Origin of the sequence: Chryseobacterium sp. JV558 (genome assembly GCF_033712365.1) — a bacterium.
Taxonomy (GTDB): domain Bacteria; phylum Bacteroidota; class Bacteroidia; order Flavobacteriales; family Weeksellaceae; genus Chryseobacterium.
Genome location: NZ_WJHU01000007.1, coordinates 41,172 through 61,708, shown reverse-complemented (window position 1 = coordinate 61,708; position 20,537 = coordinate 41,172). Strand labels below are relative to the sequence as shown.

Sequence of the window (20,537 nt, the reverse complement as noted above, 5' to 3'; positions counted from 1 at the left end):
GAAAATTTTAAATTAATAATAAGTATGAAAAATCTAATCATTCATTTATTTCTGATTATTTATTTCAGAAGAAAAGGCTCACTTTAAACCTTAATTACCATGAAAACATTTGCTAAATATGATTATTACATTCAGTTGTTCTTTATAATAATCGGACCTATGACTTTTATATTTGGTGGTTTGTCGGGATTGATTCTTTTTTATTTTATTGTAGGAATCCCACAATTGATAAGCTTCCTGATCAAACTATTTCTTGGAACAAAAAAGTCACTGTTATATATCGCCTATAGTATTGTGATAATACCAGTTTGGATCATTGTAACAATGTTGTATATGGAAAAACATATCAATGATTTTTTTGGATATATTTTAATGGCATCTCTTCTCTATAGTCCTGTGATGGCAGCAGCATATGTGTATGATTGCTACAACACTTATGAATCTTACAAATGATCATTATGAAAACACTAAAAAACCACACCCTGATCTACGACAATGAATGTCCTATGTGTAATCTCTATTCCAAAGGTTTTACCCAATGTGGAATGCTGGATGAAGAAGGTAGAGAAGCATTTACAGAACTCTCTGTTAGAAATAAAAATCTAATCGATTTCAACAGGGCGAAAAATGAAATTGCCCTGGTAGATCATAACAAAAATGAAGTCACTTACGGATTAGACAGTCTGCTTCTCATTATTGGAAACTCTTTTCCTTTGTTGGCCAAAATCGCTTGGATAAAGCCTCTCTATTGGTTTTTTCAAAAGCTATATTCCTTCGTTTCATATAACAGAAAACAGATTATCCCTTCCTCAAAAGACTATACAGAACAATCTTGCGTTCCGGATTTTAACCTGAAATACAGAATGGCATACATCAGCTTTGTTGTTATTTTTTCAGCCTATATCCTAAGTCAATTTTCAGCAAAGCTGGATATTAATTTAGAAAGGAATTTTCTGAGAGAATTTGCTGTGTGTCTCGGCCAGATCCTTTGGCAGACCCTCTTTTTAAAAGCCTATCTCAAAGATAAAATCTGGGATTATCTTGGAAATATGATGACGGTTTCCTTAATAGGGACTTTACTGCTAATTCCTGCGCTGATGACCAATTTTACACCTGTTTTTTACATAATATACTTTGGAATAGTAGTATTGATCATGTTTCTGGAACATATAAGAAGATGCAGAATCTTAAAACTGAACTTTCTTCCTACCATTTCATGGATATTATTCAGGCTCATAGCACTGACCATAATTATTCTGACAATCATTTAAACTACAATTTGTATAATCATAAAACCTCTGAAAATGTCAAGAATTTATTTAAATACCGTAATCAATGCAGATATTCACTATGTTTTTGATCTGGCAAGAAACATTGATCTGCATCAGCAGTCGACCTCAACATCTCATGAAAAAGCAATTGCAGGACGTACTTCAGGACTCATTGAAGAAAATGAAACAGTAACCTGGCGGGCAAAACATCTGGGAGTATACCAAAATCTCACCACCAAAATTGTCAGCATGGAAAAACCGGTTCAGTTCATTGATGTGATGCAAAAAGGAGCTTTCAAATCTATGCGTCATCGACATATTTTTAAAACGGTAAACGGAAAAACACTGATGACCGATGTTTTTGAATTCGAATCTCCGCTGGGGATCATTGGAAAAGTATTTAATGCCGTTTTTCTTACCGGTTATCTAAAGGAATTTCTGCTCAAAAGAAACGAAATGATCAAAACCATTGCAGAATCTGCTACCCGAGACGGAATAGCCATTTTTTAACCTCAAAAACACACCGTTATGAATTTTCTAAAAGCAGAATGGCGAAAACTGGCCATCATCAATTACGAAATTGATCCTGAAATCTTATTGCCTTATTTACCTATAGGTACAGAACTTGATTTTTACAACGGTAAATGCTATGTAAGCTTAGTAGGATTCATGTTTTTAAATACAAAACTGTTAGGATTGCCCATTCCTTTTCACCGTAATTTTGAAGAAGTAAACCTGAGATTTTATGTAAAGAAAAAACAAGACGGAGTCTGGAAAAGAGGTGTGGTATTTATTAAAGAAATAGTTCCCAAACCTGCATTGAGTTTTGTTGCCAATACCATTTACAAAGAAAATTATCACACAATGCCAATGAAAAACCAGATTCATGAAAAAGAAGGCGAACTGCTGATCCGGTATTCATGGAAAGATAAAAGCTGGCATTCTATTCAGATTATGGCTGACAGTACACCAAAACCTATGGAAGAAAACTCAGAATTTGAATTTATCACAGAACATTATTTTGGTTTTACAAAAAAAGAGAATACAACTTCAGAATACGAAGTATGTCACCCAAAATGGGATTTCTACACCATAAAAGACCACTGTTTGGAAATTGATTTTCAAAAAATTTACGGAGATGACTTTGAATGTCTGAATCATCAGGAACCTGTTTCAGTAATGCTTGCTGAAGGCTCAGAAATTGAAGTGAAAACAAAGAAACACATCAACTGAAAAGAACAAAAACACAAACCTCTGTACAAATCTGCAGCTGAACCTTAAACATTGAACCCAAAACCTTAAATTGTAAAACAATGAAAATAATTATAGCCGGAGGCACTGGATTTCTTGGTGAAAACCTTGAAAAATATTTTACCGAAAAGGGAAACCAAGTGTATATCCTGACCCGTAATCCTCAACGTAAAAACGAAATTTTTTGGGATGCCGGAACAATGGGTGAATGGAAAAGCAGTTTGGAAAAATCAGATGTTTTGATCAATCTTACGGGAAAATCTGTGGACTGCCGGTATCACGAGAAAAATAAGCAGGAAATTTATGCTTCAAGAATTAACAGCACAAAAATATTGCAGGAAGCGGTAGATCAGTGTTCTGAAAAACCGAAAATTTGGCTGAATGCAAGTTCTGCAACCATTTATGTTCATTCCGAGAAACATCTGAATACAGAAGAAAACGGAATTATCGGAGATGATTTTTCAATGAATATTTGTAAAAGCTGGGAGAAGGAATTCTTTGCAGTAAAAAATGAAGGGATACGGAAAGCAGCTCTCCGAACATCAATTGTTCTTGGTAATAATGGCGGAGCTTTTCCAAAACTAAAAATGGTTACAAAGATGGGCTTAGGAGGAAAACAGGGACGGGGAAATCAAATGGTAAGCTGGATTCATATCGATGACTTTTGTAAAGCTGTAGATTGGATTATTGAACATGAGAATATGTCAGGAACCATCAATATAACCGCTCCGACACCTGTTTCTAATGAAAATATGATGAAAGAATTAAGAAAAGAATTAAAAGCACCCTTCGGGCTCAATGCTCCGGTGTGGCAGTTGGAAATTGCTTCTTTATTCCTGAAAACAGAAACCGAATTACTTTTAAAAAGCCGCTATGTATATCCTGAAAGACTAATGAAAAGTGGATTTAAGTTTTCATTTCCAGAGTTTTATGAAGCTATTCTTAATCTCTTGGAATCCTAATGTTTGTGGATTTCGCAAAGGATAATTAAATTAGCGGAAAACTATTCCATATGCTGGTTATACCCAAAATAAAACCTCTTTTTCTTTCATCCTTTTTAATAAGTTCAGTAATATTTTCACAGGCTCATAATGTATCTGACGGATATCAGAAACCCACAGACCCTCTTGTTGTTCAGAATCTGGACCAATGGCAGGACATGAAATTCGGGCTGTTTATGCATTGGGGAACCTACAGCCAGTGGGGAATTGTTGAAAGCTGGAGCTTATGCCCCGAAGACGAATCATGGACTCAGAGAAAACCCGAACACGGAAAATCTTACTACGAATATGTAAAGAATTATGAAAATCTTCAGACCACTTTCAACCCAACGCAGTTTAATCCTCAAAAATGGGCTGATGCCGTAAAAAAAGCAGGAATGAAATATGTGGTTTTTACGACTAAGCATCACGACGGTTTCGCAATGTTTGATACTCAACAATCAGATTATAAGATTACTTCTTCTAAAACACCATTTTCAAAAAATCCCAAATCAGATGTGACAAAAGAAATCTTCAATACCTTCAGAAAAGATGGATTTAAAATTGGAGCTTATTTTTCAAAACCTGACTGGCATTCCGATGATTACTGGTGGTCTTACTTCCCTCCAAAAGACAGGAATGTTAACTATGATCCTAAGAAATATCCGGAAAGATGGGAGAATTTTAAAAAATTCACCTTCAATCAGCTGAACGAAATCACTTCCAATTATGGCAAAATTGACATTCTTTGGCTGGATGGAGGCTGGGTACGTCCTTTTCATACCATTGATCCGAAAGTTGAATGGCAGCGCACCATCAAAGTAGAGCAGGATATTGATATGGATAAAATAGGAACAATGGCCAGGAAAAATCAACCGGGAATCATTATTGTAGACCGTACCGTTCCCGGGAAATGGGAAAACTATGTCACCCCGGAACAGGCAGTTCCTGAACATGCTCTTACCATCCCTTGGGAAAGCTGTATCACAATGGGAGACTCCTTTTCCTACGTTCCGAATGACAACTATAAAACGTCCCAAAAGATCATTGAAACATTGGTTAAAATCATCTCAAGAGGAGGTAACTACCTGATGAATATCGCTCCCGGACCTAATGGTGATTATGATCCCATAGTGTATGAAAGGCTGCAGCAAATTTCCGGCTGGATGGATAAAAATCAGTCTGCTGTTTTTGCTACAAGAAGCATTGCTCCCTATCACGAAGGAAATTACTATTATACCCAAAGCAAAGATGGAAAAACAGTGAATATTTTTCACTTGGATGAAAAAACAAATTATGAGTCTCCATCAACATTAAGTTTTACAATTCCTGATAATTTTAAACCAAAATCTTTAAAAGTTTTAGGATTATCAAACAAAATTCAATGGAAAAAATCAGGGAATTCAATTGAAATTAATTTGCCTGAAGAAAGGAAAAACCTGAAGTATGCAACCGTAATTCAAATAACAGAATAATGAGATTATTTCGTTTTAAACTTACGGGAGCCGTATTATTGCTCAATATTATTATCATCTCTGCTCAAAAACCTTTATATAAAGACTCCAAACAACCGATTGAAACCAGAGTTCAGGACCTGTTGAAGAGAATGACTCCCGAGGAAAAGTTCTGGCAGTGTTTTATGATACCCGGAGATCTGGATCATGTTCCGAAAGGGCAGTATTCCCATGGGATTTTTGGACTGCAGGTAAGTGCAGGAAACCAGGGAGGCGGTGCAGCAGGACAGTTACTGAAATATAACGCCAATGAAGATGCCGAGAGACTGGTGAAAAAAATCAATGCCATTCAGAAATACTTCGTTGAAGAATCAAGATTAGGAATCCCCATTATTCCCTTTGATGAAGCTTTACACGGATTGGTGAGAGAAGGAGCTACAGCTTTTCCGCAGGCCATAGGTTTGGCAGCCACTTTCAACCCGGAATTAATGAATAAAGTCTCAACAGCGATTGCAAAAGAATCAAAGTTGAGAGGAATCCGTCAGATTCTGACTCCGGTAGTAAACCTGGCGAGTGATGTGCGATGGGGCAGAACAGAGGAAACTTATGGTGAAGATCCTTTTTTGACCTCTGTAATGGGAATCAGTTTTGTCAGTGCATTTGAAAATATGGGAATTATCACGACTCCTAAACATTTTCTGGCCAATGTAGGAGAAGGCGGAAGAGATTCTTACCCTATTCATTGGAGCAAAAGATATCTTGAGGAGACCCATTTGATTCCTTTTAGTAACGCTTTTACAAAAGGAAAAAGCAGGTCGGTGATGACCTCTTATAACCTACTTGACGGAAGACCTTCAACAGCTAATCATTGGTTGTTGACGGAAAAACTCAAAAAAGACTGGAATTTCAAAGGCTTCGTCATCAGTGATGCCAGTGCTGTAGGAGGAGCAAATGTACTGCATTTTACAGCAAAAGATTATGACGATGCTTCCGCACAGGCAATCAATGCAGGGCTGGATGTGATTTTTCAGACAGAATATAAACACTATGAACTCTTTATTCCTCCCTTTCTGGATGGAAGAATTTCAAAAGAAAGAATTGATGATGCCGTTTCAAGAGTGTTGAGAGCGAAGTTTGAGCTTGGATTATTTGAAAACCCTTACGTTTCACTCAAAGAAATTGAAGAATTAAAAAAACTGAATCATAAGCCTCTGGTAGAAAAAACGGCTGCGGAATCTTTTGTTTTGCTTCAGAACAATAACCAGACGCTTCCCATTCCTGGAAATGTTAAGAAAATTCTGGTGGTTGGAACAGATGCTGCTGATGCCAGATTAGGTGGTTATTCAGGGCCTGGAAACAAAAAAGTAAATATCGTAGACGGGATTAAAAATTATGTCAAAGATAAAAATATTGAAGTCGTTTATGCAAAAGGGATTGATTGGAATATAAAGGATTTCACCACGATTTCCAATGAATATTTATCCTCCGAAAACAAAAAAGGATTAAAAGGAATTTATTTCTCTAATACCGATTTAAAAGGAAACCCTGCTTTTGAAAAACAGGAAGAACAGCTTAATTTCAAATGGACTCTCTATTCACCCGATCCTGAAAAACTTCAACCGGATCATTACAGTATCCGGTGGACAGGAAAACTGGAAGCTCCGGACTCAGGAAAATATCAATTGGGATTGCGGGGAAATGATGGTTTCAGATTATACCTTGATGGAAAATTAGCCATTGATCAATGGGAAAAATTAAGCTATTCCACCAAAACGATTGATATAGATTTTGTAAAAGGAAAAAAATACGACATTACCATTGAGTTTCATGAAAACCGCGGTGAAGCCAATCTTGAACTCATCTGGAACTATGGACTTCATAATTACCAGAAAGACTATCAGGAAGCTTTAAATCTTGCTCAGAACACAGACTATATTATTATTGCTGCCGGCATCCATGAAGGAGAATTTCAGGACCGTTCCTCATTGAGTCTGCCAGGAAATCAGGAAGCATTTATTCAGGAAATTTCAACATTGAAAAAGCCCGTAACAGTAGTGTTTGTGGGAGGATCTGCGATAAAAACAACCGCCTGGAAAGATAAAGTAGGAGCCATTTTAGGCATTTGGTATCCGGGAGAAGAAGGAGGAAATGCGGTGGCAAAAACGCTTTTTGGTGCAGAAAACCCGTCTGGGAAATTACCAATAACCTTTCCAACTGAGGAAGGGCAGCTGCCTTTGACCTATAATCATCATCCAACAGGAAGAGGAAATGACTATTATGATCTAAGCGGTGAACCATTGTATCCGTTTGGCTTTGGTTTAAGTTATACCACTTTTGAAATCTCTGGTTTACATCTGAACAAAGCAGAATATTCAGAAAATGAAACGATTATTGCTAAGGTCAACGTGAAAAATACAGGTTCAAAAGCAGGGAGTGAAGTCGTTCAGCTGTATGTGAAAGACTTATTAGCTTCAGTTTCAAGACCGGTTCTTGAGCTCAAAGGATTTAAGAAAATAGAATTGCAGCCTGGAGAATCAAAATCTGTTACCATTGAAGTTCCCATAAAGCAGTTACAGTTTCTGAATGAAAAAATGGAATGGGTTGTAGAAAAAGGAACTTACAGAATTATGGTGGGCAATTCATCCAAGAGCCTTCCTTTGAAACAAAATATTGAAATTTTATAAAACTAAAAAGAGCAGAAATTTCTGCTCTTTTTAAATATATATTTTAAATGGATTAGTATTTTCTGGCCAATAGAACGTTCAGTAAGAATGTTCCCGTCCAGTTACTGTTATTGGATCCGTTATTTCCAATGAAATCTATACGGGCCACAGATACAGTAAGTCTTGTTCTTCCTGCAGTGCCATTATTGGCAAGGCTTACAAAAGATGCTGTAAATACATCCGGGAAACTTGAATTATTTCCTGCAGTAAGAATTGGGTACATATTGGTAACGTTGAACGGAGTACCCTGATATTCATATACCAAGGTCATTCTGCTGGCATTGGAATAGAGTGCCGTATGGGCATTATCTATTGATGTTTTACTAATAATCCACCATCTGTCGTTTGCTGCTCCCGTATCGTAACCTGGGTTACCATGATTGGTCCAGTCGGCCACAGGTGCCGTTCCTAGTCTGTGAGGTGGAATGAAAACCTGTGTTCCATAGATTTCCACGTTGCTCGGTTTAGGAAGTACAGTAAAGGACAAATCCCATGTTCCTCCGGTTGTATTACCGTTGTTTACGACTTCTGCATAAGCTCCTGTAGGAATCACAAAAGAAGCAACAGGAGTGTTGTCAATTCTTAATGTATTACCGCTGGAAGCCTGGAGAGTGATATTATTCGGCGAAATGTTTTTGATCTTATAAATTCTTCCCGTGAAACTCGTTGTTCCAGTTCCGATGACAGGAAGGGTAAATGTGGCATCGGCTGTACCATTATAAGTAATGTAATGGTCGGTAGTCAGAATATTATAAGCAGTGGACGTGACTTCGCTATAGCCAGCCCGTAAGGAACCATTGACGGCAAGTGTACTGTTAGGGGTTGTTGTATTAATACCTACTTGTGCAGTTAAGGGAAGAGTTCCAAGTAAAAGGATCAAAATGTATTTTTTCATGTTTGAGAAATTTGGGTTCTATCAAATATATTAAAAAAATAAATAAAACTTAAATGAAAATTAATAAATTATCTATATTTAATTAAATCACTATATAATATTGTTATAGCTTTTGAAAATTATTAAATCAATCTGCACGGAACTTCCAAATCTTCGGTAAGATAATAACTGCAGCAGAGACGGTGGTAGCCATCTGCAATAATCAGTTCATTTTCACCTCTTACCAGAAGTATAGGTGAAAGTTTTTTATTTTTTTCTACTTTTTTCAGGTTTTCTTTTACATGAATATTGGTCTCAGGAAGCAGGGAAAGCTTGCTTGCTCTTAAAATATCTTTCGATTTTTTTGTAATCGTAGGAACTGTCTTTAATTTTTCAACCAATTTTCTGGCTTTATCCGGCTCAAAAAGAAGTTCCAGATAATCCTGTGCTGCAGGAAAATCATGATCTTCAGGTTCTTTCATCCAGATACTGTCTTTGGTCAGATTACTATTTTTTACAGACGTTTTCATAAGTGTTTATTAAAATATAAATGTATGAAAAATAGATCGTTATTAACATTCATTATTTCAAATGATCCAATGATTTAACAATAGTAAATTTTAATTTTGCTAAAAATATTGGTATGATATATGCAAGATTCATGATGAACCGGAATGAATTTAATTAAGACTATTGAACTGATTGAAATCATTCAAAAATAAGAACATTATGAAAAAGTTATTAATCTCAATGGTATTGTTACTAGGTTTATCAATGACTGTTTCTGCTCAGAAGCGTCCGCCAGCTCCCCCACATCCATCAAAAACGGAATTGGTGAATATTAAAATGCAAGAACTTACCAAAAAATACAATACTGAGAAAAAGCTCATTCTTAACCATCCGCTTGCAACCAAACAGATGAAGAGAGATCAGATGAAGGCTTTAAATAAAAGATATGAGACTGAAAAACGATTGCTTAGAGAGGCGAAATAATGCTTAATTTTTGCAGTTATTAAAATTGAAAAAGAAGGTTTTTATATTTTAAATTTTGATGAATTTTCAATGTAAAATAAGATTTATTGAAAGAGAGTGCGTTTTGTATTCTCTTTCTTTGTTTAAAATTGAATAAAGTAGCCTTGTTGATGCATTCTAAGATCAGTTGGCAGAAACATAAAACATCCAATATTTTTCCTTAAATTCGCATAAAAATTTTTAAAGTAATGAATTACGATATTATTGTCATTGGAAGTGGTCCTGGTGGATATGTTACTGCGATCAGAGCAGCGCAATTAGGTTTCAAAACCGCAATTATCGAGAAAGAAAATTTAGGAGGAATCTGCCTTAACTGGGGATGTATTCCAACTAAAGCTTTATTGAAATCTGCTCAGGTTTTTCATTATATCAACCATGCTGAAGATTATGGTTTAAATAAAGTGGAGGCTAGCTTTGAATTCCCGAATGTAATTCAGAGAAGCCGTGGTGTTGCCAGCAAAATGAGCAAAGGAATCGAATTCTTGATGAAAAAGAATAAGATTGACGTAATTCTTGGTACTGCAAAAGTACAGAAAGGTAAGAAAGTTTCTGTGACAGATAAAGAAGGTAAAGTAACTGAATACTCTGCCAACAACATTATCATCGCTACAGGAGCTCGTTCAAGAGAATTACCAAACTTACCACAGGATGGTAAAAAAGTAATCGGATACAGACAGGCATTATCTCTTCCTGAGCAGCCAAAATCTATGATTGTAGTAGGTTCTGGAGCAATCGGGGTAGAATTTGCTGACTTCTATAACACAATGGGAACAAAAGTGACTGTTGTTGAATTTATGCCAAACATCGTCCCTGTAGAAGACGAAGAAATCTCTAAACACTTAGAGAAATCTCTGAAGAAAACAGGAATCGAGATTATGACAAACGCTTCTGTAGAAAGTGTTGATACAAGCGGAGAAGGAGTAAAAGCTACTGTAAAAACAGCTAACGGAAATATCACTCTTGAAGCTGATATCTTATTATCTGCTGTAGGTATTGCTGCTAATATCGAGAACATCGGATTAGAAGAAGTAGGAATCCAGACAGATAAAGGAAGAGTATTGGTAAACGAATGGTATGAAACTTCAGTACCTGGTTACTATGCAATTGGAGATATCATCCCAACTCAGGCTTTGGCTCACGTTGCTTCTGCTGAAGGAATCACTTGTGTAGAAAAAATCAAAGGAATGCACGTTGAAAAAATCGACTATGGCAATATCCCTGGATGTACATACTGCCACCCTGAAGTAGCTTCTGTAGGTCTTACTGAAAAGCAGGCTAAAGAAAAAGGATACGAAATCAAAGTTGGTAAATTCCCTCTTTCTGCAAGTGGTAAAGCTACTGCAAACGGAAACACAGACGGATTTATCAAAGTAATCTTTGATGCTAAATATGGTGAGTGGTTAGGATGCCACATGATTGGTGAAGGAGTAACTGATATGGTTGCTGAAGCTGTTGTTGCTAGAAAATTAGAAACTACAGGTCACGAGATCATTAAATCTATTCACCCGCACCCTACAGTTTCTGAAGCAATTATGGAAGCTGCTGCTGCTGCTTACGGTGAAGTGATTCACATCTAATTAGAAAATAAACCTAATTATATAATGAAAACCCGGAATTCTCCGGGTTTTTTTATTGAAAATGAATGTGTTAAATCTTGCAGATGTTTTTAAACCTGTAAGGTTGAGCTATGAGAAAACATTTTATTAGGTAGAAAAACCAGACACCTGATTGAATTTTTGACAGGATTACAGTTAATTTTCTTAAAATAATTTTAAAATTAGCAGATTTATAAAAATTAACTTAATTATTTCAGGCTGTTTTCATACATTTATTCAATGAATTTCGAGAGAGTAGGACTTGTTTTATCAGGAGGCGGTACCAAAGGAATCGCTCATGCAGGAGTATTAAAATTCTTACAAGAAAAAGGTATAGAAATTGATATCCTTTCCTGCTGCAGCGCCGGATCTATTGTAGGATGCCTTCATGCCATAGGAAAAACTCCGGAAGAAATTCTGGAATTTTTTAATTCCATTTATTTTTTCAACTGGAAACACTTTACATTCAATCAGCCGGGACTTGTTTCTTCGGTAATCTTCAGGAACTATCTGAAACCTATTTTTCATGAAATGAAATTAGGCGATCTTGATATAGAAGTGAAAATTGTAGCCACAGAACTTGTTGCCGGAACCCAGAAGATTTTTGATAAAGATTTTGAAATTGTGGATGCCATTATTGCATCATGCTCCATTCCCGGAATAACGACTCCTTACATCATTGGTGATGAAATGTACTGTGACGGAGGCGTACTGAATAATTTCCCTGCGGATATTATCAGGGATGACTGTGATAAGCTGATCGGTGTATTTGTATCTCCGCCCAATGAAGCAAAAATTAAAGATCTGAACTCCATTAAAGCCATTGTTTCCCGCTCCTACGATCTTCTTTCCTATAGGATTGAAAAAATAAAATTTGATTACTGCGACTGGTTCATTTCTTCCCAAAAGCTATCTTCTTACGGAACTTTTGAACGTGGAAAAGACAGGTTGGAACAGATTTTTAATATCGGTTATAAAGCCGCTAAAGAAAGCTACGAAGCCAGTAGTTTTTTTGAAGAATTAAAAAAATCCGGAACATAAAAAAATCCTGCATCAATGCAGGATATTATTTTATAAGAAAGGAAGATTATTCCAGTCTTTATATTCTTCTAATTTTTGACTACATAGCCGTCCTGGCGTACAATCTCAGTATCATTAGCATCATTTACAACCAGTGTATAAGGAGCTTTTTTCGGAGAATCAGTAAGGTAATTTCTCCAGATCTGATAGCTGTGTCCTTGATTACTGAATTCTATATAATAATTTCCTCCGGTACCGTCAGGAATCATTTCTCCGTCGCTGATGATCATACTTGGTTTTGCGGTGATCTTCGCATTGGCATTCCACGACTGGTAAAGATACTTTCCGTTTGGCTGTTTATCGATTCTGATTTTGAATTTTTTTGTTTTAATAATGACTGTTTTGGGTACCTGCTGAAGAGCAGAAGAAGTTACAGAAATATCTGTTTTCGGAGTTGGGACTTCTTTGGCATAGGCGAAAGAAAACTGAGCTAAACAGAAAGTCCCAAATAAAAGTTTTTTAATCATTTTCTTATATTTTGTTGTGATGTTTAAGCCTCATCAAATTTAGAGCCATTTTTCAATATTTAAGCAGAATAAATGGTGTTGCAGAAGAAATTTTCAGCTCCTTTAAGAGTTGTTATGTAAAATAATTATATTGATTTTCAATTGATTATATTTTTGTTTGAGAAATATTGCCAGCTTCTGCAACAACTGAATACTTTTCTTCTGTACATTTGTACCATCAAAGGATTTCGTTCCTTTATTATCAAAATGAAACTAATTAACTTTAAGTTTTTTCTATTAAAAGTATCAGAAATCATCTTCACGATTTTTAATACTTCTCCCCCTGTAATTTCTTAATTTTTTCGAAAGAATTATCATATAATTCGTACTCTGTTTTTTCAAATACCGAAGAAATAGAGCACAATCCCTGTTTTCAAATATAATCAAAAACAAATAACAAAACTATGGAATTAGCTTTTCATGGCTGGATGATTCCGGCCGTAATTGCACTTTTGTGCGTACTTTTTTATAAATTCATACTAAGAATTTTCTTTGGATTAATCATTGTTCCTCAGGACAAAATCGGGTTGGTAACCAAAAAATTCGTGTTGGTGGGTAAGCAGGAACTTCCGGAAGGAAGAATTATTGCCACTAATGGAGAAGCAGGTTTTCAGGCTCAGACATTAGCTCCGGGGGTGTATTTCAGAAAATGGATATGGCAGTATTCTATCGATTTTCAATCTTTTATAGTGATTCCGACAAGTAAAATAGGATTATTATTGGCTAAAGATGGTGCAGAATTAGAGACAGGAAGGATTTTAGCCAGAAAAGTCGACTGTGATTCTTTTCAGGATGCTGAAGCTTTTTTAAGAAACGGAGGGCGAAAAGGTCGCCAAACTGCAATTATTGCACCGGGGTCTTACAGAATCAATACGTTGTTGTTTGAAATAGAATTAACGGATATGACTCAGATTCCTGATAATGCAGTGGGAGTTATCACGACAATGGAAGGAAGTCCTTTAGAAGAAGGTCAGATTGCAGGTAAAATTATCAATGACCATAATAAGTTTCAGGATGTTGATACTTTTTTAAATAATGGCGGCTACAAAGGTCTTCAGGAACAGGTGATCCTGGCGGGTTCTTACTTCTTAAATCCATGGTTTACAAAAGTTGAAATGGTGAAAATGACGGAAATTCCGATTGGTCATGTTGGAGTAATTATCAGCTATGTGGGAGAAGAAGGAAAAGATTTGAGCGGAGTAGATTTTAAGCATGGAAATATTGTTGAGAAAGGACGTAAAGGCGTTTGGGCCGAACCTATTGGTCCCGGGAAATATCCAATTAACCCTTATATTATGAAGGTTGAACTTGTTCCTACCACCAATTTAGTATTGAACTGGGCTTTTGAAAGAATAGAATCTCACCAGCTCGATAAAAATCTTTCCACCATTACGGTACGAAGTAAAGATGGTTTTCCTTTCAATCTTGATGTTTCACAGATCATCCATATTCCTACCTATGAGGCTCCAAAAGTGATTGCCCGTTTTGGAAATATGATCAATCTTGTCAGTCAGGTTTTAGAACCAACCATTGGAAATTATTTCAGAAATTCTGCACAGGATAGTGACGTGATTGCGTTTCTGGGAACACGAAAAGAAAGACAGCAGTCGGCAAAAGATCACATCAGCAGTGTTTTGGAACAATATAATGTCAATGCAGTTGATACTTTGATAGGGGCAATTGTTCCTCCGGAAAGTCTGATGAAAACTTTGACAGATAGAAAATTGGCAGAAGAACAGAAAATTACGTACGAAACTGAAATGCTGGCGCAGGAAACGCGTCAGGCTCTGGAAAAAGAAACGGCTGTTGCTGATATGCAGAAAGAAATTGTAAAAGCAGACCAGGGAGTTGTGATTGCAGAAAGAATTGCTGATGCATCAGTAAAAAAAGCAACCGGAGACGCCAATTCTGTAAGATTACAGGCGAATGCGGAAGGAGACAGATTGAAGTTGCTGGCAACAGGTGAAGCAGAAAAAACAAGACTTCTCGCCAAAGCTGAAGCCGAAAAGATAGAATTGCTGGCGAAAGCAAATGCTGAACAAATTTCATTAACAGGTAACGCAGAAGCAGAAAAAATCCTGGCCATAGGTAAATCCAATGCGGAGTCTTATAAATTATCAGTGGAAGCAATGGGTGGTAATAATTTTACCCAATTGAAAATCATGGAGAATATTGCCAACCAGAATGTAAGAATAATGCCTGAGGTATTAATCGGAGGAAGCGGAGATTCAGCGAATGGAGGAATCAGTGGGCTTTTGGGACTTCAACTGTTGGAACAGGTTCAGAAGAAAAATGCTGAAACAGTTACTGTAATTGAAGAGAAACCGGATAACAATTCTTAACTTTAACTTACAATTAAATTACTCTAAATTTTGAAAGCTATTTAAAATGATTTATATAGTCCAGATTATTATTGCACTTCTTATTATTAGTTTTATTATTTTCTCTATTCTTGAAATTTATTCTAAAATTGTTAAAAAAAAATCTAATGCTTTCTTTGGCATGGCTATCAGTCTGATTTTATTTTTTTTAATAATTTCAGTACGTAATCGTTTGATTAAAAATGAACTTATAGAAAATATAAAGACTTCAAAAATAGAACAAAATAATTCATCTTTTTCAAAAAAGGAATTGTCAGACATTCATATTGTAAGTGAGAAAATGAGAGTAGTTGATAAGGATATTTATATAGTGTTTATGCCTCAAAAAGATACAGTTTATATGAAAAGAGACTTTCATAATGAAAATAAATTTTGGGTTCATTATAAAAAATACGAAACTCTAGGAATTACAGCTCCCATAGGATATATCATAAAAAGCTAAAAAAATCGCCCGGAAAAACTTCCGGGCGATTTTGTATTTCTTTATACAGTATAACTTGCAAATGCCTCTTCCAGGCTTTCAAACTTACCTTTAAACTCATCAATAGGGCAGTCCTGAAGGATATTCCCTTTATGAATAAGAATTACTCTTGAACAAAGTGCTTCCACTTCCTGCATAATGTGGGTAGAAAGTAAAACGGTTTTCTGCTGGCCGATTTGTTTTACCACATTACGGATTTCAATGATTTGATTGGGATCCAGACCATTGGTAGGCTCATCCAGAATCAATAAATCCGGCTGATGAATAATAGCCTGTGCCAATCCTACACGTTGTTTGTAGCCTTTAGAAAGCTGTCCGATCTTTTTAGATTTTTCAGGGGTGATTCCTACCAGCTCTATCACCTCATCCACTCTGGATTCAGGAATTTTGTGGATATTAGCAACAAACTGAAGGTATTCTTTTACATACATCTCCAGATAAAGCGGATTATTTTCAGGAAGAAAGCCTATTTTCTTTTTGCTTTCAATCTCATGGTTTGAGATATTCATACCATTGAAAATGATTTCACCCTGGTCAATTTTCAGTGCTCCGACAATAGATTTCATCAGGGTAGATTTTCCGGCACCGTTCGGGCCAAGAAGACCGATGATCTCGTTTTTATCAATTGAAATGTTGATATTGTCAAGGGCAGTCTGCTCACCAAATTTTTTGGTTAAATTGATTATCTGAAGCGGCATAAGTTTTACTATCTTTTTGCAAAAATAAAATAAAAAAACTCATCCGATAGAATGAGTTTCGCAATATTTATAAAATATAATTATTTTCTTGATTTTTTCTTAGCTCCGCCCGTTGTGGGAGCAGCAGTAGAAGCGGTGTTGACAGCCCCTTTATTAGCCGTTGGGTTTACAGTTGCAGGTTTTTCATACATTGCATACTTTCCATTGGTTCTTCCAAAAATTTTCTCCACCTGTTTTTGAGTTAAAAACTGTGTTTTTCCTATATATTTTCGGTTCTTGTTGATCACCTGGATAAACTGTACAGTCGGCTGGCCGTAGTTCTTTTCATAATGAAGTTCGATAATATCATTAGGCAGTTCCAGGATAATATTCTCACCTGGAGCAGAGATAAACCCGTCCATAATAAGTTTAAATAATCCGGTAACATCACCATTAAGGTTCTGAAATGAAAAAGATCGGATTGTATTCAGGTTGCTGGTGTTCAGATCCTGGTAGTTGACTGTAAATTTATCTTCCTTTTTATAGAGACCAACGGAATTATCTTTACCAATTTCCACCAAACTTTCATTCTTCAACACTTTAATTTGTGAGAAAACTGAAATACCGAACATACATGTAATAAGTAGAATTATTTTTCTCATGAATTGAATTTTAATGTTTTATAAAATTGGTGCACATAAATTTACTAATAAAAAGGCTAAAAAGCAATTTTATTTATTACAGCAAAAATAACAATTTTTTTTAATATTTCTATGGGATCATCCGCTGATGCTATGGATTTCATTGTTTACGTAAGTGTTTGTTAATTAATTGTTTGGTTCTTTTCTGAGAAAGTGAAGCCCATTGGGTTTACAATTGATTGACAATTATTAATGCGATGTAATGTGTTTAAAAACAGATTGAAAATTGCTGAAGTAAGGTTGGGGCAAAAGCTAATTTAAAATAAATGTTAAAAAATGCCTGTATAGATTAATTTCTAAAAGAGGAGCCGAAACAGAACAATGAAATGTTCGGAAACAGGTTTATAACAGTTTATTTCTGGAAACAGAAGAGATTAAGACATCAAATTCCTGCTTATAACTTCTTCCTACAGGAATCTTATGGTTGTTGACAACAATTTCATTATTATTGAATGCCGTCACAAAAGCAGAATTAATGATAAAAGACCTGTGAATTCTTACAAAACCTTTATCTGATAACGTCTGTTCAAGGTCTGTAATCTTACTTTTTGAAATAAAACTTTCATTGGTAATAAGTACTATTTTGATATCATTTCCCTGGCTTTCAAAATAAACGATCTCAGAAAGGGTAAGTTTCCGGTGCATTCCTTCGGTTTTGATGAGGATAAAATCTTCTGTATGGCCGGTGGTAGTTCTCAGGATACGTTCCACAGATTTGAAAAAACGTTCAAAAGTAATCGGTTTCAGAAGATAATCTACTGCTTCCAGTTCAAAACCTTCAATGGCAAAATCACGGTAAGCGGTGGTAAAAATGGTTTTAGGCTTTTGAGGAAGTGACTTCAGGAAATCAATTCCATTGAGGTGAGGCATCTGAATATCCAGAAACATCAGGTCCACAGTCTGATTTTGCAGTATTTTATAAGCCTGCATTGCATTCTGAGCTTTTCCCAACAGTTTTAAATCGTCGATCTTAGAAATATGGTTTTCCAGTAGTGACATGGCCAGAGGTTCGTCATCTACAATAATACAGTTAATCATCATGTGAAGGAGTGGTTATTTCAACTTTAAAAATATTGTTTTCCTGTGAGATACTGAAGATAAAATGTTTCTGATAATGATATTGCAATTGTCTTTGGATGTTCTGCAGTCCGATTCCTTTTTCATTAGCCGTTTGGTGATCCGAGAAGGTATTTTCAATTGTAAAAACAGAATGATGGCCATCAGTTTCCATATCAATCTTTATTTCTGTGGTTTCCGAACTTTTTCCTACTCCATGTTTAAAGGCATTTTCTACCAACGTAAGATAGAGCAGAGGTGGGATGGTATTCTGGGTGTTTAATCTGATATTTTTCTGAATTTTTAATCTTTCATCATGATACCGCAGGCTTTCCAGTGCAATATAATGCTCAATAATATCCAGTTCATCAGAAACCGAAACCCATTTTTTCTGTCCCTTGTATAAAATATAATCAAGAATATCCGAAAGCTGGCTGATGGATTGGGAAGTCTTATCAGAATGACTGATCGACAGAGAATAAATATTATTCAAAGTGTTAAAAAGAAAATGAGGATTGAGCTGAGATTTGAGAGACTGTAACTCCAGTTCTGTCTTTTCCTTTTGCAGTTTGATAGTACGTTCCTTTTCATCCTTATACCGTATGAAAAACATGATGGAAATAAAGATAAATGCCCCACTGATAATTGTGAATGTATAATGAAGCAAAAGATAGGGGATATCTGTAAAAATACTATAAACACTGTCTTTGACTTCATTGGTAAAAAGAGGTTCTGCAATATAAACAAGGAAAAATCTGTTGATAATAGAAATAAGATAAAGACTGATGATGAGATACAGCGAAAACTCAACATATCTTTTCTGGTCAAAAAAATGTCGGATCAGCACGAAATAAATAAAATTGGCTCCTGCAATCTGGAAAATCCAGTGGCAAAAGTTATAAATCATCAATTCTTTAAAAGCTCCACTTTCGTATTCTCCATACATTCTTGCCGTTCCGAATAAAAATAAAGCAGTCCAGAAGAACAGCTGGAAGTATAGAGTTTGTCTGATCTGATTTCCTGATGGAATTTTCATCATCTTCAAAAATATAAAAACTTAAGCTACGCCAGAGAAATGTTTTGTGAAAGACCTTAAAATAATGTCAGATAACATCATTTATGCCATAAACTGCCCGTTTTGCTATTGGTAGTGAATAACCTGTTGTCCGGATTCTATGTCAGAAAGCAGGACGAAATTGGTCAATATTTGCATAAAAAAATAATGAATGAACGTTCTGAAAGGCTTTATGGATTAGATCATCTGAGGGCCGCTGCTATTATACTCGTGTTACTGTATCACTACAGGGCCTTTAAACATCCCGGCTGGATAGACAGTATTGGAAGATTTGGATGGACGGGAGTAGATCTGTTCTTTGTTTTAAGCGGTTTCCTGATCTCAGGGCAGCTGTTCAGAGAAATAGAAAACAAGGGAGACATCAGCCTGAAAACATTTTATATAAAACGGTTTTTCAGAATTATTCCGGCTTATTTTTTCACCCTTTTTCTCTATTTTACATTTCCTTTTTTCAGGGAAAGGGAAGCGTTATCCCCTTTATGGAAGTTTGTCACCTTCACTCAAAACTATGGGTTGGATGTTATTAGTCGGGGAACATTTTCCCATGCATGGTCATTGTGTATCGAAGAACAATTTTATCTCATTCTCCCTTTGTTCCTTTTGATCCTAATACCGGCAAAACTGTTCAAATATATGGCTGTTCTGATGATTGCTGTCATTGGATTTTCTATTGCAGCAAGGCTGATGGCATGTAATGAATTTATTGTGATGGCAGATACTTCTTCCACAGATTTCTGGAAATTATGGTATATGAAAATATATTATCCTACCCACACAAGATTAGATGGCCTGGGAATGGGGGTTTTGATCGGGTATCTCATGCAGTATTCTTCAATATTTAAAAGAATGGTTGATAGCAATGGAAATAGGCTTTTCTTTCTTGGAATACTGCTGTTGGGTGTTTCCTTCTGGGTTTGCAATGAGCAGGCGTCAGAAACTGCTTCTGTATTTGGTTTTACATTGGTGGCAGTAAGCTATGGAATTATTCTGATGGCTGCAGTTTCTCAATCGTCTTTCCTGCATCGTTCGAAGTCATATATTACTGCTCAGCTGGCTGCTCTGTCATATGCTGTTTACCTTTCACATAAAGGTATTATCCATATGGTGCAGGAATTTCTGGAGTATTTTAAATTTGAAACCTCAGATAATATCACTCTTCTTATTTGTCTGCTGGCTTGTATTTTGGGTGGTTTGTTCTACCGATTTGCTATTGAAAAACCTTTCTCAGTCATTAAATCCAGAGTTTTAAAAAAATCTGCATAGGCTTCTGAATCTGCGATAATCAATACCAGATATTTATTCTTTTTAAACGCAAAGTTTTATTTTCCAATCTTAATATATAAGAGAGCAAAGCTGGAATCAATTTTATTGATTCTTATTAAGCGAACGATGACCACGCA

At 35.8% G+C, this 20,537-nt stretch carries 20 protein-coding genes; 13 read left to right on the top strand and 7 right to left on the bottom strand.

Annotation, left to right across the window (positions count from 1 at the left end; translation table 11 throughout):
- The first annotated feature begins 99 nt into the window (after positions 1-99).
- The 7 genes from GFU89_RS19830 (at position 100) to GFU89_RS19800 (ending at position 7,640) form a co-directional block, all read left to right on the top strand.
- The gene (locus GFU89_RS19830) at positions 100-453 is read left to right on the top strand and encodes a hypothetical protein (protein WP_318848773.1); all 354 of its coding nucleotides are present in this window, start codon (positions 100-102) and stop codon (positions 451-453) included.
- A 5-nt stretch (positions 454-458) separates the two neighbouring features.
- A complete protein-coding gene (locus GFU89_RS19825; RefSeq protein WP_318848772.1) occupies positions 459-1,271 on the top strand; it encodes a DCC1-like thiol-disulfide oxidoreductase family protein in 813 nt (270 codons plus the stop codon).
- A gap of 33 nt (positions 1,272-1,304) precedes the next feature.
- Positions 1,305-1,781, top strand: a complete 477-nt coding sequence (locus GFU89_RS19820) for an SRPBCC family protein (protein ID WP_318848771.1) — start codon at positions 1,305-1,307, stop codon at positions 1,779-1,781.
- Positions 1,782-1,799: 18 nt separating this feature from the next.
- On the top strand, positions 1,800-2,504 hold the full coding sequence (locus GFU89_RS19815) for a DUF2071 domain-containing protein (RefSeq protein WP_318848770.1): 705 nt from the start codon (positions 1,800-1,802) through the stop codon (positions 2,502-2,504).
- 80 nt (positions 2,505-2,584) lie between these two features.
- Positions 2,585-3,484 (top strand): TIGR01777 family oxidoreductase, encoded by a 900-nt coding sequence (locus tag GFU89_RS19810; RefSeq protein ID WP_318848769.1) that lies wholly within the window; start codon positions 2,585-2,587, stop codon positions 3,482-3,484.
- 50 nt (positions 3,485-3,534) lie between these two features.
- Positions 3,535-4,977 (top strand): alpha-L-fucosidase, encoded by a 1,443-nt coding sequence (locus GFU89_RS19805; protein ID WP_318848768.1) that lies wholly within the window; start codon positions 3,535-3,537, stop codon positions 4,975-4,977.
- Entirely contained in the window at positions 4,977-7,640 is a 2,664-nt protein-coding gene (locus tag GFU89_RS19800) for a beta-glucosidase (protein WP_318848767.1), read from the top strand. Before GFU89_RS19805 ends, GFU89_RS19800 begins: the two co-directional genes overlap by 1 nt.
- A 52-nt stretch (positions 7,641-7,692) precedes the next feature.
- On the opposite strand, the gene GFU89_RS19795 is transcribed toward GFU89_RS19800, so the two are convergent.
- Both GFU89_RS19795 and GFU89_RS19790 read right to left on the bottom strand, forming a co-directional pair.
- Positions 7,693-8,574 (bottom strand): hypothetical protein, encoded by an 882-nt coding sequence (locus GFU89_RS19795; protein WP_318848766.1) that lies wholly within the window; start codon positions 8,572-8,574, stop codon positions 7,693-7,695.
- 122 nt (positions 8,575-8,696) lie between these two features.
- Positions 8,697-9,083, bottom strand: coding sequence for a hypothetical protein (locus tag GFU89_RS19790; protein ID WP_318848765.1), 387 nt, complete (start codon positions 9,081-9,083; stop codon positions 8,697-8,699).
- A 199-nt stretch (positions 9,084-9,282) separates the two neighbouring features.
- On the opposite strand from GFU89_RS19790, the gene GFU89_RS19785 reads away from it, so the two are divergent.
- From GFU89_RS19785 to GFU89_RS19775, 3 genes are all read left to right on the top strand, one after another.
- Entirely contained in the window at positions 9,283-9,546 is a 264-nt protein-coding gene (locus tag GFU89_RS19785) for a hypothetical protein (protein WP_318848764.1), read from the top strand.
- A gap of 227 nt (positions 9,547-9,773) precedes the next feature.
- Positions 9,774-11,162 (top strand): dihydrolipoyl dehydrogenase, encoded by a 1,389-nt coding sequence (gene lpdA, locus GFU89_RS19780; RefSeq protein ID WP_318848763.1) that lies wholly within the window; start codon positions 9,774-9,776, stop codon positions 11,160-11,162.
- Positions 11,163-11,420: 258 nt separating this feature from the next.
- Entirely contained in the window at positions 11,421-12,221 is an 801-nt protein-coding gene (locus GFU89_RS19775) for a patatin-like phospholipase family protein (RefSeq protein ID WP_318848762.1), read from the top strand.
- Positions 12,222-12,289: 68 nt separating this feature from the next.
- Here GFU89_RS19775 and GFU89_RS19770 read toward each other — a convergent pair whose 3' ends face one another.
- On the bottom strand, positions 12,290-12,727 hold the full coding sequence (locus tag GFU89_RS19770) for a hypothetical protein (RefSeq protein ID WP_318848761.1): 438 nt from the start codon (positions 12,725-12,727) through the stop codon (positions 12,290-12,292).
- A 443-nt stretch (positions 12,728-13,170) separates the two neighbouring features.
- Here GFU89_RS19770 and GFU89_RS19765 point away from each other — a divergent pair, with 443 nt between their 5' ends.
- Both GFU89_RS19765 and GFU89_RS19760 read left to right on the top strand, forming a co-directional pair.
- Positions 13,171-15,108, top strand: a complete 1,938-nt coding sequence (locus tag GFU89_RS19765; RefSeq protein WP_318848760.1) for an SPFH domain-containing protein — start codon at positions 13,171-13,173, stop codon at positions 15,106-15,108.
- 46 nt (positions 15,109-15,154) lie between these two features.
- The gene (locus GFU89_RS19760) at positions 15,155-15,589 is read left to right on the top strand and encodes a hypothetical protein (RefSeq protein WP_318848759.1); all 435 of its coding nucleotides are present in this window, start codon (positions 15,155-15,157) and stop codon (positions 15,587-15,589) included.
- Between the two features lie 41 nt (positions 15,590-15,630).
- Here GFU89_RS19760 and GFU89_RS19755 read toward each other — a convergent pair whose 3' ends face one another.
- The 4 genes from GFU89_RS19755 to GFU89_RS19740 all read right to left on the bottom strand — a co-directional run bounded on the left by GFU89_RS19755 (position 15,631) and on the right by GFU89_RS19740 (position 19,101).
- Complete coding sequence (locus GFU89_RS19755; protein WP_047378181.1) at positions 15,631-16,326, bottom strand: ABC transporter ATP-binding protein; 696 nt, start codon at positions 16,324-16,326, stop codon at positions 15,631-15,633.
- A gap of 80 nt (positions 16,327-16,406) precedes the next feature.
- Positions 16,407-16,967 (bottom strand): hypothetical protein, encoded by a 561-nt coding sequence (locus tag GFU89_RS19750; protein ID WP_318848758.1) that lies wholly within the window; start codon positions 16,965-16,967, stop codon positions 16,407-16,409.
- 381 nt (positions 16,968-17,348) lie between these two features.
- Positions 17,349-18,047, bottom strand: coding sequence for a LytTR family DNA-binding domain-containing protein (locus tag GFU89_RS19745; RefSeq protein WP_318848757.1), 699 nt, complete (start codon positions 18,045-18,047; stop codon positions 17,349-17,351).
- Positions 18,037-19,101: a sensor histidine kinase gene (locus GFU89_RS19740; protein ID WP_318848756.1), complete on the bottom strand. Its 1,065-nt coding sequence runs from the start codon at positions 19,099-19,101 to the stop codon at positions 18,037-18,039. Before GFU89_RS19740 ends, GFU89_RS19745 begins: the two co-directional genes overlap by 11 nt.
- A gap of 183 nt (positions 19,102-19,284) precedes the next feature.
- Between GFU89_RS19740 and GFU89_RS19735 the strand changes: the two genes are divergently transcribed.
- Positions 19,285-20,400 (top strand): acyltransferase, encoded by a 1,116-nt coding sequence (locus tag GFU89_RS19735; RefSeq protein ID WP_318848755.1) that lies wholly within the window; start codon positions 19,285-19,287, stop codon positions 20,398-20,400.
- The last annotated feature ends 137 nt before the right edge of the window (positions 20,401-20,537 follow it).